This is a genomic window from Melghiribacillus thermohalophilus (assembly GCF_004342905.1).
In the GTDB taxonomy this organism is placed as follows: domain Bacteria; phylum Bacillota; class Bacilli; order Bacillales; family Alkalibacillaceae; genus Melghiribacillus; species Melghiribacillus thermohalophilus.
On the sequence record NZ_SMAN01000015.1, the window covers coordinates 1 to 12,730 of the forward strand.

The window sequence follows — 12,730 nt, forward strand, 5'->3', positions numbered from 1 at the left end:
CAGCAACCATTTTACTTGAATTTATTACTAATATAAATAAACCAATGCAAATGAAAGAAAAAATATATGACAAAAGATTAATTCTGTTTTTCATTCTTTCCCCCTTTAAAACATTTGCTGATAATTTTACCAAAAACACTAAAATATTGAAATTTATTTACACCCTGCTAAAAATAGCAGGGACACCTTGTTCGAATCATTTAACGTTTAAGTCAACGGATATGATAACGAGAAAACCGCGTCAAGTCAACGACTCAACGCGGTTCTATAACGTTTAGTGATTCCGACTGGGCTCGAACCAGCGACCTCCACCCTGTCAAGGTGGCGCTCTCCCAGCTGAGCTACGGAATCAAATATGAAAATTTGTTAGTTTCGACATATATAAATATAATGATTTTTGTCGCCAATGTCAACAGTTATTTTTGAAAAAAAGGATACCTCATTATTCATTGTATCATTGATTGATGTAAATAAATAAACAAAAAGATAATTACCGGTGTTTTCAGGTGCAAATGTTCAAAATGGTGAAACCGAGTTGTTATTTGTTCGTCCTAATAGTAAAAGAATGGAATGGGAATCATTTGATGAGGAACAAGAGAGTGCAAGTGTTACGGTATGTGAGTGGGGTTCTCGTCTGATGTTATTTTACGAAAAAGTCTGCATTCATGCTGAATCCAAACCGCCATGGTATAAGGTCTTTTGCTGACAGATGAATGTCACTTCGATATTCGTTAGAATAAAATCGGAGGTGCTGCCCATATGAATGCCAGTTGGATAAAAGTCATCATCGCTGCAGGATTCGAAGTTTTATGGGTGATCGGTTTAAAATATGCATATGATGTCTGGACATGGACCGGGACGATCATTTCCATTTTAATCAGTTTTTATCTGTTGATCATGTCTGGAAGAACACTTCCAGTCGGAACAGTCTATGCTGTTTTTGTCGGATTAGGCACGGCTGGTACTGTCATGTCCGGTATCGTATTTTTTGGGGAGCCGATGAAGGTTTCCAAAATAATTTTGATAGCTATATTGCTGGCAGGTGTCATAGGCTTAAAATTTGTCACGAAAGACCATGAAGTCAAAGGAGAACATTCGTGATGGCGTGGATTTCACTTGTTATTGCCGGGCTGTTTGAAATGGTGGGTGTAATGATGATCAATCAGTTCCACAAGGATCGCAATTTATGGTCATTTTTATTCCTAATATTAGGATTTGGCGCAAGTTTTTTATTTCTCGCCTATGCACTGCGGGTTTTGCCTATGGGATTGGCTTATGCCATCTGGACAGGGATAGGTGCTGCTGGCGGAGCGATAGCAGGGATGGTGTGTTACGGCGAATCAAAAGACTGGAAACGGATCCTGTTTATCACCATTGTCCTGAGTTCCGTAATAGGATTAAAACTTGTATCTTAAGAAATAGGTGTGATTTGACCAAGAAACGGTTTTCCTGTCTATTCATGACTCCAGATATTTGGTATAGTAACTTTAATTACATATAGAAAAGAGGCTCGCCTTATTGATCAATCTGTTCTCGAAAACTTCCAATCGCTATATGGAAAATACAACCAGGTGTATGTAAATGAAGGTCATTTGCTGAAGGCTCTCCTAACATTAAATGTGGTGACCGGTTTTTATCAGAGGATGGCAGGCAAATCATTTGAACCTCGAAACGACCCCGCGAGATTGATTACAGGAGGGATGATGTTGAAAAAAACGGTCATATGGGGATCCAGAGAAGGATTTGGTTCTGAGTATCTGGAATTGACGATTTTCAACAATGAGATAAAAGTGAATAGTACAGTGATCTTCTTAGATGATCATTCTCCTTATAAAGTTGATTTTCAAGTCTGGTTAAATCATAACTGGGAAATGAAACAACTGGATGTATCCATCAGTAACGGAAAGTCCCTTCGTCTTTCATCTGATGGAAAGGGAAGATGGTTTGATATCAAAGGCCAGGAATTACATGATTTAAGTGGGGCGATTGATATCGATCTATCATGTACTCCCTTCACCAATTCTTTGCCAATTAACAGAAAAAAATGGAGACTAGATCAACCACAAGAGTTTGAAATGGTATTTATTTCTGTTCCTGATCTAGCATTCAGAAAAGTCCATCAAAGCTATGAATGGATTCAGAAAACAGGAGAGAAGCGAAAGTTTTGTTATCGAAGCGATACATATGAAACGGTTTTAGAGGTTGATTCTTACGGACTAGTAGTGGATTACCCGGAGGTTTTTACACGGATGTATTAACGCTTGACCTGGCCAATTTCAATAAAAAAGAGGTTGTCTGCTATGAAAAAGTATCTGTCAGCAGCATCATTGATCGGACTGGTGTTGACAACATTTTTTTATATCAATCATTCTCTGACGCTCGTCGAATCTCTTCTGTATGTATCAATGACCGTATATCTGCCTCTCCATTTCATTCTATCAGGCGATAACCATAAAGTGTTTCGACTGATTTTGCTGGCATATCCTCCTGGGGTTTTGGCAGCCTATTTAGCGCTGGTCAGTTCCAGAATGGCAATCATCTGGCTGATTTTTTGTGTGTTCCTTGCTGCCTACGGAGTATTTCGGTTTTTTACGAGAGGTGGATATTATGTTGAAGAAACATTAATCGATGTAAGTTATATATATATGGGAATCGGAGGCCTATGGTACGTCGTGTATATGATGGATGGGGAGCTGTTTGGCTTTTCCGGCCTGGTTGCTCTGTTAACGGCTATTCATTTCCATTATTCCTCATTGTATGTACCGTTGTTTACGGGTCTTTTTGGCCGGATAATCAAAAATGAAAGGACTCTTCCTGCCTGGTATCAATGGATGAGTGCAATGATTATGATTTCACCGATCTTGATTGCTGCAGGAATTACCTATTCCAGAATTGCAGAAGTAATCAGTGTCAGCCTGTTTGTTCTGGCATTACTCGTGTATGGGATCATGAGTTTGATCATTAAAAACTGGTTGATCAACCTTTCATCACTTCTGCTCATCTTTTCGATGGTAATGGCGTTTTTGTATGCGATTCGGGTTGTGGATATTCCTTTTATGATCGATGCTCATGGACTGGTAAATGCCATTGGTTTTGTTGGGCTGGGGATGATAGGATAACTTTTTCTTTCCCCGCAGTCTCATGTCCCAATTTCGTTCATTCCTTTTTCAAAGATAAAGGGTGACCGGGTGATCGGCATCAATTTCTTTCAACGTCATAACTTTGTTGATCAGCAGACAGAATATCACCCGAAAGGAATGGTGGATACCATGGATGTGTTCAGACGAAACGGTTTTCTGCCTGAACAGGTTCACCCTTTGATTCGGGGATTCTATGAACGTACTGTAGAGTATGATATGATTGTTTACCCGAAGTGGCATCCGTTCTTTTTGCCAGCTGCCCGATGGTATAAAAAACTGTCAGCAAAAATTGAGCAAATGAATTTTCCGGTTTTAGAAGATGAGCAGGAAATCGAAGTGGAAAGCCGGATGTTGAAGTTGAATGATTCCATGGATGGGCGTGAAAACGTTCGGGCCTGGGTGCGAACGGATAAAAAGAAAAACAAAGCCATTTATGCGGCTGCCTATTCGACCCATGAAAATAAACGAGGTGAGCGGTACTATAATGTCTTTTTTCCACTGCCATATGGCGGCATGACGAGTATCCTGAGCATAAAAAATCAATTTGGCAATGGGGTGACACTGTTTTCTTTTTCAACTGGAAGAAGGGATGAACACCAGGGAGTATACCTGACAATCAGGAAGCTAACGATCCGGCTCCCTATTAATGAAATCATCAACGTATGGGAAGAGGGAGGGATGGTCAAGGCCAGACACGACAGCTGGCTGTTCGGAATTAAGGTCCTGTCCCTTAGGTATGATATTGCACCATCAAAATAAGGAAAGGATGGCAATCGTTCTTCTTGTTTTTGGCACATGGCTCTAACTAAAAGATAGCCGGGTATGGCTTACTATGGAGGTATTTGATGAAAATCAGAAAGTCTGCACGTGCAATCCTCATGAACGAAAAAAATGAGATCTTGTTGTTCAAATTTATTTTTAAAGATGTCGTAGATGAAAAAATTCTCTGGGTTACCCCGGGTGGCGGGCTTAAGGATGGGGAGAGTTTTGAAGAAGCTTTAATGAGAGAGTTAGAGGAAGAAACGGGTTTAGCTGATCTAAAGATTGGAGACTGGATCTGGACGAGAAAAATCGAAATTAAGGGTAAAAGTGGGAAGTTTCTAAGCCATGAACAATATTATGTCGTTCAGATCGGTGAAGTGAGGGATTCGATTTCTCTGGAAAAAATGACGAATCATGAAAAAGATACGGTAATGGACGTTTCCTGGATGAATGTTGAACAATTAAGGGAAATACCTGAATCTGAACTCGCTCCTCCTGATTTGGCGGAACTAATAGAGACACTGATCGCAAATGAAGAACAACATTACCCGATACAAATCCGTTAGTTACTTTTATTGAGTGTTATACATGTATAGCATTGTTTAGTCCGAATTCCCTCCGGGTTTGCCCGGGGGAATTTTTTTTGAAAGAAAATCGTATTAGAAGCGTGAGCGTTGTTCAGATGGTCTGGATTATTTCCATGTACGGGCGTATGTCCCTGGTTGATAGGTGTAGTCTGGAGCTCGGTGAACATCAGGCTTACCTTCAAAAACTTCAAAGGCCATACAGAGATATCCCAATATATTCCATAAATAAAGATTTTTCGACAGGTGCCAGGGACCGTCAATTTTAGGGCGGGGAGGGAACATTTACCTGACGCGCTAGCCTGATTATTAGGATTTTGAAGGTGTGGAAATCCTTGATTTTACAACAGATCGGAGAAATCATTTCACTATGAATACGTAATCTGACAATCTATTAATTTCTAGCAGCACTGGAAAGCTTTACGTAATGAATCGGGTCAGGGATGATGGTACTTTTTAATAGAGTTTAAATCTATCGGGAGGTTTTTTATATGAAATTGAAAAAAGTCATCCTTTCCTCGGTTCTTGCACTGGGTACCTTTACTTTCTTCTTTGCCCCTAATGGAAATGCTGCTGGACCGTCCCATGTTGTTCAACGAGGAGATACGTTATGGAAGATTGGTATAAAATATGGGGTATCGGTTAATGAACTGAAACGTGTCAATCAAAAGACTTCAGACATTATCTATGTAGGAGAAACCCTCAACATTCCTCAAAACGTAACTGCTTATGAAAAAGATCTATTAGCCAGACTGGTAGAAGCAGAGGCAAAGGGAGAGCCTTATGCAGGAAAAGTGGCTGTGGCAGTTGTTGTCTTGAATCGGGTAGACAGCCATTTGTTTCCCAATTCCATACGTGATGTCATCTATCAAAAAAATCAATTTACTCCGGTAAAAAATGGAGCAATCAATCAGCCGGCGAGCTATGAATCGAAAAAAGCAGTGGATGAAGCACTGGCATTTCGTGGGCAGGGAAGCGGATCACTGTATTTTTATAATCCAGTGAAAACTTCCAACACCTGGCTCCGTGCTAAAACGGTAACAGTAAAAATAGGGAATCATGTGTTTGCAAAATAACCGGGTACAGTGATGTTTGATGAAATGCTTGAAAGGCCGTCTCCGTCTCGTATGATGACTCATATGACCACGGGAGGCGGTTTTTAGTCATCAGAAAGACATCATGATCTATACCTATTTTTGAGCAAAACGATGAAAAAATAAAAAATCTTAAAAAACCAAAAACTATGATAAAAATAATATGTTAAAATAGAGCATTGATAAAGAATTTTCGACAGGTGACAGGAGAATGTGAGGAGGTTAGTTATGGAACAAATAAATTCTGTTGAGCATTTTGATGAAATCATCAAAGGCAGGAAAGGATCGATAGTGAAGTTTTATGCCGACTGGTGTCCGGATTGCGTAAGACTGGATCAGTTTATCGGCCCAATTATGGAAGAATTTCATGAACTGGACTGGTACGAGCTCAACCGGGATGATTTTCCTGAGATTGCAGAAACATATGATGTGATGGGTATTCCGAGTTTGCTGGTTTTTCAGAATGGTGAAAAAATTGCCCATTTACATAGTGCAAATGCAAAAACACCTCAACAGGTAAAGGATTTTCTCAGTGGTTTACATTCCCATGTAATCAATTAGGATTGACCTATTTCGATCAATTTAATTCTTTTTCACCAAAATATGACAAAATTGTTGATTTTAGAATCAGTCTCAATTAATATATAGAAAGAAGCGTGTTTATAAGATCAAAAGGTAAATATAGGATTGAAAAAGGCAAACCTATCGAAAGGTAGGGACGCAAAGCTTCAGATCTAAAGTTCTTAATAGAACCATGATGGCTGGGCTGCCAATCTACGGTTGGCTATTCTATTAAGGATAGCTTTTTTTAGTTTTTTGAAAATTCGGACGCTTGATCGGCCCAAACCCTTCGTAACAGTAATGGTGGGCTTGTGATATTTGATAAGGTAGTGAGCATTTTCTTTAAAAAAATACAAAGTCACTTAAAAGATTGGAGAAATGGTTATGGATAAAACATCACTGATCGGCTTGATATTAGGATTAATTGCCGTTTTTGTAGGTATGGTACTGAAGGGTGTTGCCATCACCAGTTTAATCAACCCGGCTGCCATTGTAATCATTATTGTAGGTACCATAGGAGCAGTAACCATTGCTTTTCCAACAAATGAAATTAAAAAAGTTCCTACCCTCTTCAGAGTTATTTTTAAAGAACAGCAGCTTAAAAGCAATGCAGAAATTATTTCGATGTTTTCCACATGGGCCGATCTCGCCCGTAAAGAAGGGTTGCTGGCCCTGGAGACTAAACTGGATGAAATTCAAGATCCTTTTTTAAAAAATGGAATGACTCTCGCGATCGACGGAAAAGATACGGATTATGTCCGTGAAGTCTTAACGGAAGAAATCGAGGCTATGGAAGAGCGGCATAGATTAGGTGCATCCATTTTTACTCAGGCAGGTACATATGCTCCTACACTCGGGGTTCTGGGAGCGGTAGTCGGGTTAATCGCTGCACTGGCAGATATGAGTGATATTGATAAGCTGGGGCATGCCATATCCTCGGCATTTGTGGCGACATTGCTCGGGATTTTTACCGGATATGTTCTCTGGCACCCTTTTGCAAACAAGCTGAAGCGAAAATCCCAGCAGGAAGTGAAGCAAAGGGAGTTAATGATTGAAGGCATTCTTTCTATACTCGAAGGGGAAGCCCCAAGGGAAATTGAAACGAAGCTTTCATCCTATCTACCGGTTGTTGAAAGGCGAAAATTTTTAGAGGAGGGGGTAGCAGGTGAGGAAACATAAAAAAAAGGAAAACCCGGAACATATTGATGAGTCCTGGCTCATTCCCTATGCCGATTTACTGACGCTTCTTCTGGCTCTATTTATTGTATTATTTTCCATGAGTACCATTAATGCCGATAAATTCTCGAGAATGGCGGAAGTATTTAAAGTGGAATTTGACAGCGGTACAGGTGTGTTTGAATATCCAAGTCCCCTTCCGTCTAATCAGATGCTTTCCCCTGATGAAGTGGAGAAGGTCAATAAAGCCAACGAACATGATGATATGGAAGAGCTCCGACAAATTCAGGCAAAAATCGAACAATACATTGAAGAAAAAGATATGTCGGACACATTTGAAACTTCTTTATCTGATGAAGGACTTATGCTCACCATTCGAGATAATGTATTATTCGATTCAGGAAGCGCAGAACTTCGCGAAGAACATCGAAAAGTAGCCCGTGAAATATCTCATTTGTTGGTGATTAATCCTCCTCGGAATATCATTATTAGCGGACATACCGATAACGTTCCGATCAGGACGGTCAATTATTCGTCCAACTGGGAGCTCAGTGTCATGCGTGCTGTGAATTTTATGAAAATCATTCTGGAGAATGAGAAGCTGGATCCGAGGTGGTTCAGTGCCAAGGGTTATGGAGAATATCAGCCGATTGCTTCAAATCATACAGAAGAAGGAAGAGCCAAAAATCGGCGTGTGGAAATTTTGATTTTGCCCAGACAACAAAATGGCCAGTAATGTTCTGGAGATAAAAAAATGGATGTTTGAATGGGGGAGAGATGTCTATGACAAAAAAATGGACAAAGAGTGAAATTAATTATTTAAAAAATAATGTCGGTAAACTTTCCATTCCGACCATAGCTAAAAATCTAGAAAGAACAGAGACATCCGTGGAAATGAAAATGAAAAAGCTTGGTCTGGATCATACCAGAATTCAGTCGGGACTGATTACAATGGGAGAACTGGCCAGATTATTAAAAGTTGATCGAAATACCGTCAAAAGCTGGGTGGATAATCATGGATTGAAATGTATAAAGCGTATTACCCGCAAACATAAAAAATATTACCTTCTGGATCCTGTTGAATTTTGGAATTGGGCTGATGGAAACAGAGACAAAATACAGTTCAGCCAGATCGAACCACATTCGATACCACCAGAACCTGATTTTGTTGAAGAAGAGCGGCGGAAGGAGATTCAAGGGGGAATCGAAAAATACCGGGTGTATCGGTTCTGGACAGTTAAAGAGGAAAAAAAGCTGCAAGAATTGAAAAAAAAGGGATATAAAAATAGTGAAATAGCAACGATCCTGAATCGATCATCTATCAGTGTTCAGCGAAAATTAAGCAGGATTCAGGAAGATGTAACTACATAATCAGATAAAAACGGATCCAGACGTAGGGGAATTTGAATACATACGAATCGTTGTCACTATTTAATAAATATTTTCTATACTTCACATAAAGCGCTCAGAAGTAATCTGAGCGTTTATTGTTGCCAAAATCCTGCAGGAATTTAATGCTGCTGCAATACTACAATAATAAAAAGAAGAATTCTAAGTCGAACGAATAAATGCTATACAGAAAAAAACAGGAATCGACAACTACTTTGAGCCATTGACTCTCCTGTTTGGGCCGTCACGCATTGACTATGGGCCATAGGTTCCCCTGTATGGGCCGTCACGCACTGACTATGGGCCATAGGTTCCCCTGTATGGGCCGTCAGCGCCTCTGTTTGGGCCATCCGCATCCCAGTTTGGGTCGTCACGCACTGACTATGGGCCATTGACTCTCCTGTTTGGGCCGTCACGCACTCACTATGGGCCATTGACTCTCCTGTTTGGGCCGTCACGCACTCACTTTGGGTAATGATCCCCATTATGTCCTGGTTTGATTTTCTTTCCATCAAAAACGGTTTCAATGACAGCAAGTAGCAGTGCCAATATGATTTCCGCTTTCAGAGATATTGTAATGCTTTTCATCATCTCATCCACGATAAAGAGAACCAGCCAGTTTGATGCGACTTCAACAAAGATTCGGGTGAACAAGAGCTTTACTGGTTCTGATTGATTACGGACAGAGACATAAAAAATAACTTTGAAAACCAATTCGATCATGAAACTAAGAATAAAAAAACCAACAACAAAAACAGCTAATGACCAGGGAGAAGTATAATAAACACCGAGAATTTCAAAAGCCCCTGCAAAACCAAAGAAAAACAGGCCCAGGACAAATCCGATCGCCATAATAATAAGAAGAACTATTCCTGCAATAGTCGCTATTTTTGTTTTCAGATCCATATCCCGAAATGATCGATCGTGATGTTCTGACATTAGGTATATCCCCCTTCTTTAGTTCGTTATTGTGCGTATCCACATACCCTGTGACCAGTTTAACATAAATTTTCCATCTAATTGGCAACCATTATTGGTTTTATATCGAACTGTATTAGAGCTTTTTTCCAGCATAGAAGGATTTGCAATGAAACAGGCCAAGAAAACATTGAATATTACGGTAAATTGATATAAAATGTAGAAATAATACGAAATGCGCATAACTTTTTTCCTATGTACACAAAAAAACATGTCACTTAACATTTGAATGTGACATCATTATATCTTCCCTATATCCCTGTCCATTCGAAGCACTTATCTACCGCATTATCCTTCCACTCTAGCTTTATCCGTCATTTATTTATACATGAATATCGGAGTGAGATATGAAGGTGTTTTTGCGTGCTCCATTTTATATTTACGTAGACGTTTTCCGAGGGTAAAGGAGAGTCGATTATGTTGAAGTGCAGTTTGCTGATTCAAATGGAGATCCTGAGAGAAAAAATGATTCGCCTGGGTATAAATGATGGGATGAAGCTTGAAAAAACCATTGAAACATCCGTTGAACTGGACCGGTTATTAAACATGTATCAGAAATGCTCTAAAACATGTAAAATTATGTACAAAAACGGGTAAGCTTGCTGTCGATTTTAAGAACCTTTTGGTTCGGGTTCTTCGTTATGAAAGGAGCGGGGATACTGGCATCGGTACAATTTATCCAGAAAATGAATAAAATTGATTGACACTGGAAACAATACGTTATAAAATAAATAATATGCTATAAAGTTTATTTATTAAAGAATATATGGGTAATAAGTCAAAGCTGCCGGAAAACGTGTAATGATTTGATATGATCCATATTTTCTGGGCACGCTTTTTTTATTGCTGTTATAGATCATGAATGGTTTTGAAGAAAAACTGAAATGAAAATGCAGTGTTCCCTTCGCCTTTGATGAATGAACTTATAGTGTAGAAAACATTTTTTAGGAGGAAGTTTAAGTGAATACTGGAAAAGTGAAATGGTTTAATTCAGAAAAAGGTTACGGATTTATCGAAGTTGAAGGTGGAGATGACGTATTTGTTCATTTCTCCGCGATTCAGAGTGACGGGTTTAAAACACTAGAAGAAGGCGAAGCTGTACAATTTGACATTGTTGAAGGTAATCGCGGGCCACAGGCCGCTAACGTTCAAAAAGGCTAATTAAAAAAGTTGGAAGGTGATGCTTTTGACAATAGGCATCACCTTTTTTTCTTTTCAATTTTTTTTTGATTTTGGGAATAATGATAGTAACCATAAATTTAGGAGGAAAGATCAATTGAAATTTACAGATTTAAATCTTAGCCAGGATGTATTACAGGCAATTTCTGCTATGGGATTCGAAGAACCGAGTCCCATCCAGGCTAAAGCCATACCCATCGCGATGGAACATAAAGATATGATAGGTCAGGCGCAGACCGGAACCGGAAAGACAACGGCCTTTGGTGTGCCTTTAATCGAACAAATTGATGAAAACCGAGAAGGTATTCAGGGACTCGTGCTGGCACCGACACGGGAACTGGCGATCCAGGTAGCGGAAGAACTGAACCGGATCGGACAGGTTAAGGGAGTCCGGACACTGCCCATTTACGGGGGCCAGGATATTACTCGACAGATAAAAGCTTTAAAGAAAAGGCCTCAGATTATAGCTGCAACCCCGGGGCGTTTAATGGATCATATGAAAAGAAAAACGATACGTCTCAATCAAATTCAGATGGTGGTTCTGGATGAAGCAGATGAAATGTTAAATATGGGCTTTATTGATGATATTGAAACGATTCTTGCAGGAATTACATCCAGTTACCAAATGATGCTGTTTTCAGCCACCATGCCGACACGCATTCAATCACTGGCTGAAAAATATATGAATGATCCGGAAATAGTGAAAGTCAAAGCTAAAACCATGACGGTGAAAAATATTGAGCAACATTACATTGAAATCCAGGAAAAGCGGAAGTTTGAGATACTTTGTAACCTGCTGGACATTCATTCTCCTGAAAGGGCGATTGTGTTCGGGCGGACGAAGAAGCGGGTTGATGAACTGGTCGGGGCATTGATGAAACGAGGGTATTCGGCGGAAGGAATTCACGGAGATATTTCACAGGCCAAACGGAATCAGGTGATTCGGCGTTTTAAGGATCAGACCATTGAGATTATGGTCGCTACTGATGTCGCTGCCAGGGGACTGGATATTAAAGGTGTGTCCCACATCTATAATTTTGATATTCCTCAGGATCCTGAGAGTTACGTCCATCGAATTGGAAGGACAGGACGGGCAGGAGAAAAAGGGCAAGCAATTACATTTGTCACCCCAAGGGAAATCAGTCAGCTGAAAACCATTGAGCAAGTGACGAAAACGAAAATTGCAAGACAGCCGGTTCCAACCGTTAGTGATGTGATTGAAGAAAACAAACAGGCAGCTATAGAAGATATCAAAAAAGCAGCTGAAAAAGGGGATCATTATGAATACAAGCAGATTGCTGAAAATTTGCTGGAGGACATGGATTCCGTCACGGCACTGGCTGCCGCGCTGAAGTTGCTTACCAAAAAGCCTGATGCAACCCCGGTCACTTTATCTGAAGTACCGCCAATCCGTGTGAAAAAGGATAAAGGTGGAAAAAAGCAGAAAAGAAGGGGATCTGGAGGCCATAATCGGAGAAGTAAAGGAAGAAGTCGCAGAAAGTACGGTTAGTCATACCATCAAGAGAAGAAGCGATGACCGTTGTCTTTAACAGATACAAAAAAAGAATAGGTTATGAGCCAAAAATGGTTCCCCTGTGACGTCAGCCTATTTTTTTAAAATCTCCATATCTGTCCTCTACACAATAGGTCGACTGACATAATGTAATTAATGTAACTATGAATATATTAAGGAGGTATCAGATATGGGCTTTGGATACGGCGGATTCGGCTATGGCGGATTCGGCTACGGTTATGGCGGCGGATTTACGCTCATAGTGGTTCTGTTTATTCTGTTAATTATTGTAGGTGCATCCTGGGGTTATTTTTAAATAAAGAAAGGAGCTCCTTAAGGGCTAATCCCCTTAAG

The 12,730-nt window shown here is 40.0% G+C and carries 18 protein-coding genes, 1 tRNA gene and 1 riboswitch; of the genes, 17 read left to right on the top strand and 2 right to left on the bottom strand.

The window, feature by feature from the left end; all coding sequences use genetic code 11:
- Positions 1–278, top strand: a 278-nt coding sequence (locus EDD68_RS15425) for a hypothetical protein (protein WP_207902574.1), incomplete at its 5' end; no start/stop codon positions are given.
- Here the strand turns inward: EDD68_RS15425 and EDD68_RS10390 are convergent.
- A tRNA-Val gene (locus EDD68_RS10390) sits at positions 279–351 on the bottom strand. It abuts the gene before it with no gap.
- 408 nt (positions 352–759) lie between these two features.
- Between EDD68_RS10390 and EDD68_RS10395 the strand changes: the two genes are divergently transcribed.
- The 12 genes from EDD68_RS10395 to EDD68_RS10450 all read left to right on the top strand — a co-directional run bounded on the left by EDD68_RS10395 (position 760) and on the right by EDD68_RS10450 (position 8,688).
- The gene (locus tag EDD68_RS10395; protein WP_132372216.1) at positions 760–1,101 is read left to right on the top strand and encodes a DMT family transporter; all 342 of its coding nucleotides are present in this window, start codon (positions 760–762) and stop codon (positions 1,099–1,101) included.
- The gene (locus tag EDD68_RS10400) at positions 1,101–1,415 is read left to right on the top strand and encodes a DMT family transporter (protein ID WP_132372218.1); all 315 of its coding nucleotides are present in this window, start codon (positions 1,101–1,103) and stop codon (positions 1,413–1,415) included. The genes EDD68_RS10395 and EDD68_RS10400 overlap by 1 nt, the downstream gene beginning before the upstream one ends.
- 291 nt (positions 1,416–1,706) lie before the next feature.
- Positions 1,707–2,258: a putative glycolipid-binding domain-containing protein gene (locus EDD68_RS10405; protein WP_165902145.1), complete on the top strand. Its 552-nt coding sequence runs from the start codon at positions 1,707–1,709 to the stop codon at positions 2,256–2,258.
- A 42-nt stretch (positions 2,259–2,300) separates the two neighbouring features.
- The gene (locus EDD68_RS10410) at positions 2,301–3,119 is read left to right on the top strand and encodes a YndJ family transporter (protein WP_132372222.1); all 819 of its coding nucleotides are present in this window, start codon (positions 2,301–2,303) and stop codon (positions 3,117–3,119) included.
- A gap of 69 nt (positions 3,120–3,188) precedes the next feature.
- Complete coding sequence (locus EDD68_RS10415; protein ID WP_132372224.1) at positions 3,189–3,899, top strand: hypothetical protein; 711 nt, start codon at positions 3,189–3,191, stop codon at positions 3,897–3,899.
- An 86-nt stretch (positions 3,900–3,985) separates the two neighbouring features.
- A complete protein-coding gene (locus EDD68_RS10420) occupies positions 3,986–4,468 on the top strand; it encodes an NUDIX hydrolase (RefSeq protein WP_132372226.1) in 483 nt (160 codons plus the stop codon).
- Between the two features lie 77 nt (positions 4,469–4,545).
- Positions 4,546–4,755: a hypothetical protein gene (locus EDD68_RS10425; protein WP_132372228.1), complete on the top strand. Its 210-nt coding sequence runs from the start codon at positions 4,546–4,548 to the stop codon at positions 4,753–4,755.
- Positions 4,756–4,977: 222 nt separating this feature from the next.
- Entirely contained in the window at positions 4,978–5,562 is a 585-nt protein-coding gene (locus EDD68_RS10430; RefSeq protein ID WP_132372229.1) for a cell wall hydrolase, read from the top strand.
- A 246-nt stretch (positions 5,563–5,808) separates the two neighbouring features.
- On the top strand, positions 5,809–6,141 hold the full coding sequence (locus EDD68_RS10435; protein WP_132372230.1) for a thioredoxin family protein: 333 nt from the start codon (positions 5,809–5,811) through the stop codon (positions 6,139–6,141).
- A 124-nt stretch (positions 6,142–6,265) separates the two neighbouring features.
- Positions 6,266–6,354: riboswitch (cyclic di-GMP riboswitch) on the top strand.
- A 171-nt stretch (positions 6,355–6,525) separates the two neighbouring features.
- Entirely contained in the window at positions 6,526–7,320 is a 795-nt protein-coding gene (gene motA, locus EDD68_RS10440; RefSeq protein WP_132372231.1) for a flagellar motor stator protein MotA, read from the top strand.
- Positions 7,307–8,053: a flagellar motor protein MotB gene (motB, locus tag EDD68_RS10445; RefSeq protein ID WP_132372232.1), complete on the top strand. Its 747-nt coding sequence runs from the start codon at positions 7,307–7,309 to the stop codon at positions 8,051–8,053. The genes motA and motB overlap by 14 nt, the downstream gene beginning before the upstream one ends.
- Before the next feature lie 47 nt (positions 8,054–8,100).
- Positions 8,101–8,688: a helix-turn-helix domain-containing protein gene (locus tag EDD68_RS10450; protein WP_165902146.1), complete on the top strand. Its 588-nt coding sequence runs from the start codon at positions 8,101–8,103 to the stop codon at positions 8,686–8,688.
- 480 nt (positions 8,689–9,168) lie between these two features.
- Here the strand turns inward: EDD68_RS10450 and EDD68_RS10455 are convergent, their stop codons facing one another.
- Entirely contained in the window at positions 9,169–9,645 is a 477-nt protein-coding gene (locus EDD68_RS10455; RefSeq protein WP_132372234.1) for a YrvL family regulatory protein, read from the bottom strand.
- 456 nt (positions 9,646–10,101) lie between these two features.
- Here EDD68_RS10455 and EDD68_RS10460 point away from each other — a divergent pair, with 456 nt between their 5' ends.
- The 4 genes from EDD68_RS10460 to EDD68_RS10475 all read left to right on the top strand — a co-directional run bounded on the left by EDD68_RS10460 (position 10,102) and on the right by EDD68_RS10475 (position 12,692).
- On the top strand, positions 10,102–10,281 hold the full coding sequence (locus EDD68_RS10460; protein WP_132372235.1) for an aspartyl-phosphate phosphatase Spo0E family protein: 180 nt from the start codon (positions 10,102–10,104) through the stop codon (positions 10,279–10,281).
- Positions 10,282–10,644: 363 nt separating this feature from the next.
- Positions 10,645–10,845 carry a cold-shock protein gene (locus tag EDD68_RS10465; RefSeq protein WP_132372236.1) on the top strand — a complete coding sequence of 67 codons (201 nt, stop codon included), beginning with the start codon at positions 10,645–10,647 and terminating at the stop codon, positions 10,843–10,845.
- Positions 10,846–10,960: 115 nt separating this feature from the next.
- A complete protein-coding gene (gene cshA / locus EDD68_RS10470) occupies positions 10,961–12,373 on the top strand; it encodes a degradosome RNA helicase CshA (protein ID WP_481318845.1) in 1,413 nt (470 codons plus the stop codon).
- A gap of 193 nt (positions 12,374–12,566) precedes the next feature.
- A complete protein-coding gene (locus EDD68_RS10475) occupies positions 12,567–12,692 on the top strand; it encodes a YjcZ family sporulation protein (protein WP_132372237.1) in 126 nt (41 codons plus the stop codon).
- The last annotated feature ends 38 nt before the right edge of the window (positions 12,693–12,730 follow it).